Raw genomic sequence first — 4151 nt, forward strand, 5'->3', positions numbered from 1 at the left:
AATCCTGCATTCCAAAAACAGTCCACAAAGTCAAATGCGATCCTAGCTCAATCGCTTAGCCGCTCTTCACGGACGACGATTTAGGTGACGGCTAGTCGACCAACACTACCGAGCTGGCTATCGATCTACTAGCCGCGCTCGCCCCGTCTCCGTAACCCCGACCCGCTTCAACGGGCCGAGCGCTACCGTCTTGCCGAATGGCTTCAAAAAGAGAGTTGACATCAGTCCGCAATTAAAGGGCCATGGCCCCTCCCCTGGGCACATTCTCACCGACCACGGCACAAATTTCAATAGAGCGAAAGTCATTGACTGCATTTAGACACCAATTGCCGCCGGGAGTGTACGTCTGTGGGTCGGGGTTACGGCAGTTGAAGCTGCGGCACCTGCTGGTAGGGGTAACTTGACTTTAGTGATTTGATGACTTGGATCGTGTCCCGTGGCGTGGATCTCGCCGCACAGTCGGCTCACCTGGCTCTTGGAGATGCCGGTCATGCCATGGCCTGCATCAGATCGTCGACCGAGCGGGTCGAAACGTCCTGCACATAAGCCTCCTGCACCACGGCGGTGAGCGCCTTCTAGGCCATGCGGCGCGGCTCGAGGAAGCCTGGAAAGTAGGAGCCCTTGCGCAGCTTGGGGATGCGTAGCTCGACGGCGCCGGCACGGGTCTCCCAGATCCGGTCGCGGTAACCGTTGCGCTCGCCAGGCGTTCGGGATTCTTCTCGCCATAGGCCGCCCCGGTCTGGCCTCCCACTTCCAGCTCCAACAGACGCTGGGCGGCAAAGCCGATCATCTCGCGCAGCAGATAGGCGTCAGGGGACTTCTCTACCAGCGTGCGCAGGTTCATCATGTCGTCGGTCATCGCTGGTTCCTCGTGCGTTGGCGTGTCGCAACCCGATCCTACCGGAGAACTGCCGGTGACCACCGCCAAAGCCGCCCGCCCGCTACGGCGCTATCGGGGGCGCGTCCGGGCGGCTTTGCTACCGAGCTACACCACCACCGGGGACACGACCATGATCCCGGCTCTGCAAATTTGAACAGGTCGGTAAGTGGAGTTTCTGCCTGACAGCGGGCACGCTGGTGCCTGCGAATCAGGAGCGACGATGAGCAGACGAGCACGCCGGAACCACACACCGGCTTTCAAGGCGAAGGTGGCGCTTGCCGCCGTCAAGGGGGACCGGACGATAGCTCAGCTCGCCGAGCAGTTCGGCGTCCACCCCAATCAGATTACGGCGTGGAAGGCGCAGCTGGAGGGTGCGCTTCCGGAGTTTTTGGACTTGGCGGCGCTGCGCCGGCGGCGCCTGCGATCGATGTGAGTCGCTGCATGCCAAGATCGGGGAGCTGACGCTGGAGAACGATTCCTAAGAAACGGCACCAGCTCCCGGTTCCAAGGGGTGCAGGACAAAGCCGAATGCCTTGGCACGTCGGTGCAAATTGTTGATCACTCGCGTCCGATAGCGTGTCTCATAGGACGAGGCCCCGGGATCGACGTAGTCCATTCCGTGACGCACTGCGTTATAGAACAGGACTGCTAGCTTGCGAGCCGTCGCGGTGACTGCCTTGCCTTGCCAATGCGGGACGACAGTCTTCTATAAATGGCGCCGAGCGCGGTATCAGTGCGTCCGACGGTTACGGCAGCAAGACCTAGAAGAGCTGCGGCCCGGCCGCCGGATCGGCGCGTTCGGGACGAGAGCATTTTGCCTCCGGAGACCTTATTGCTCGGTGCCAAGCCCAGCCAGGAGGTAAAATGCTTTGCACTTGGCCAGAGGTAAGGTCGTCGCCGCATTCTGCGATCAGCTTCAGCCAGAGGTAAGGACCGAGACCGTGATGGTGGTGACGTCCTTTCCGAGCAGCGCAAACAAGGACGCGCGGACGTCGAAAGCCAGAGCGTTCGCTTGATCGGTTCTGTTTCCGACGCCGCGAGACCGGCGGCGCTGATCCATAATCATGATCCCTATGGATAGTGAGTTCCTTCAACACACCTTCGATTCGGGCATGACAGGCAGATGCCTTCTCGTGATACGCGTCGTAAAGGGCGAGTGCCTGATCGAGCGCAAACAGATGCTCCGCGCGGTAGCTTCCGGTGAGCGCCTTCGCGATCGTCGCGACACTGGAGTGGCAACTGTAGTGGCGCAAGCACGCCAGCGTCTCAGGATCGCGCTCACCGGCACGGATCGCGCGAATGATGCGCAGGCCAGGTCGCGCCCGTGATGTCGGCCACAACGTGGTGGAGTTGAAGATTCATCTCGGTCAATGTTTTTTGCATATGCTGGATGTGTGAGGCGGCGTACTCCAGCAGACGTTCGCGCTGACGCACGTAGGCTCGCAGCTCCGCAATCGGCCCTTTGGGCCGAAAACTCGCCCGCAGCAATCCGAACGAATGGAGCCGCTGCAGCCATTGCGCATCGCTGACATCGGTCTTGCGCCCCGGCACGTGCTTGGCGTCGCGCGCGTTGACAAGAAACACGGAAAATCCCCGTGCATCGAGAAGCTCAAAGATCGGAATCCAGTAGACGCTGGTTGATTCCATCACGACGGTCTCGACTCCGCATTCCACAAACCACTTTACCAGTTGATCGAGATCAGCCGTGAAGGTGCCAAAACTGCGTACTGGCTTAAGTGCGTGATCAGGTCCTACGGCGGCCATGTGCATAGTCGCACCAACATCGATGGCAGCCGCGTTCGGGGGCACTATGGGCATGGTACGGTCGACCTTGGACTTCGCCTCCTTGCGGTACATCTGCAATCCTCCTGCTGACAGAGAAGGGCTGAGCTGCGCAATTGATCAGATTCCTAAACGGGATCGTCTTTGCGGCGTCGCCACTCTCAAGTCCGCAACAGCTCATGGATCAGGTTTTTTAACGGGGTTAAATGGCACCAAATCGTATCGGCCGCTCCCTTCCGAACGCAGTCTATCGCCGATTCGTTTCTATCCCACCGGGGGCGTGCAGCGCCAAGATCAGTTTTTGCGATGATCGACCGCGGGCTCGATCTATCGATCACCAGGCAGGCGGAAGTTTTGCAGATCAGCCGCGGCAGCGTCTATTACCTGCCGCGCCCGGTGCCGGACGCCGATCTCGCGACCATGCGGTGTCTCGATGGCGGCATCTGGAGTTTCCCTTCGCCGGTTCGCGCATGCTGAGAGGCCTGCTGGCTGCCGAGGGGTGCAAGATCGGCCGCCGGCATATCAAGACGCTGATGCGGCGGATGGGGATAGAGGCGCTCTGCGCGTCGTTCACTCATGCGGATAGCCCATGGTCTTTGGCCCTGTCACACGCCAGCGATACCAGCCAGGCCTTGGCCTCAGGCGTGATCGTTGGCTCCTTGCCTGGTCGCGGACGATCATCGAGGGCCACCAGCTGGCCATCGGCCAGTGCTCGCGCCACACAGCGCTGATTCAACCCGCTCCACCGCAGGTTTCATGGAATCGCTCGTATAATTGGCGTGGTTGCGTTTGCGAACGGGGTTATAATAGATTTACGAGATGCGGTAGTGGCCATCTCGCTTCTGCATCTGGACGATGACGTCGACAAGAAGAAGCAGCAGCGAGCGGATATCGTCGCGATGAAGGTCAGGGCCTTCGCGCTTTCCTTTCACCAACAAGGTCAGTTGCTCGAAGGCGAGCCGGGCCTGTCGGCATGGACCGTTGTGATGGACCCGGACATTCGGAGTTCATATTCCTCAAACAGAAGAACGCCGTCCCATCGCGAAGGTCCTGCAGCAGGAGCCCCTGGCCGTATCCGCAAGCACGCTATCATGAGAGTATCGACAACGTCACTCCTGACGATGTTTACTCTCGGCAGAGCTGAGGCGATCGCAATACCATCGCAAACCGCCGCTTGCAGCATCAATCGCAAGCAGCTTAAACTCTAACCCCTGATGAGCCAGATCCTCCCTTCTTGAGACGCCTGATCAGTCTCAAATGTTCTGACGACGGACAATCCTTACGTAGTTTCTGGAAATGACCTACATCAATGATTGCTACCTTGAGAGACGAGCAGCGCAGGATTATCCGGCTGTTCGTGCCCCCTGTGAAGGAACGCTTTCGTTCTGGCGAAGATCAATATATCGTGGCGGCGGCGCCACCCCAGCGATAGTTCACGCGGACCACACCGATATCGACGTCCTGACCGATACGGGCAGTCCCTGCAAAA

The 4151-nt window shown here is 59.4% G+C and carries 5 pseudogenes; 2 read left to right on the top strand and 3 right to left on the bottom strand.

Annotation, left to right across the window (positions count from 1 at the left end):
* Positions 1-444: 444 nt before the first annotated feature.
* Positions 445-859: pseudogene (locus tag AC0L30_RS42400) on the bottom strand (transposase); the annotation flags it as partial.
* Positions 860-1100: 241 nt separating this feature from the next.
* Between AC0L30_RS42400 and AC0L30_RS42405 the strand changes: the two are divergent.
* Positions 1101-1356 (top strand): annotated as a pseudogene (locus AC0L30_RS42405) (transposase); the annotation flags it as partial.
* Positions 1357-1358: 2 nt separating this feature from the next.
* On the opposite strand, the pseudogene AC0L30_RS42410 reads toward AC0L30_RS42405, so the two are convergent.
* A pseudogene (locus AC0L30_RS42410) lies at positions 1359-2737 on the bottom strand (IS110 family RNA-guided transposase).
* Between the two features lie 222 nt (positions 2738-2959).
* Here AC0L30_RS42410 and AC0L30_RS42415 point away from each other — a divergent pair.
* Positions 2960-3222, top strand: a pseudogene (locus AC0L30_RS42415) (IS3 family transposase); the annotation flags it as partial.
* 252 nt (positions 3223-3474) lie between these two features.
* On the opposite strand, the pseudogene AC0L30_RS42420 reads toward AC0L30_RS42415, so the two are convergent.
* A pseudogene (locus AC0L30_RS42420) lies at positions 3475-3758 on the bottom strand (P-type DNA transfer ATPase VirB11); the annotation flags it as partial.
* Between the last annotated feature and the right edge of the window lie 393 nt (positions 3759-4151).

This window comes from Bradyrhizobium sp. MI1.11 (genome assembly GCF_055811255.1).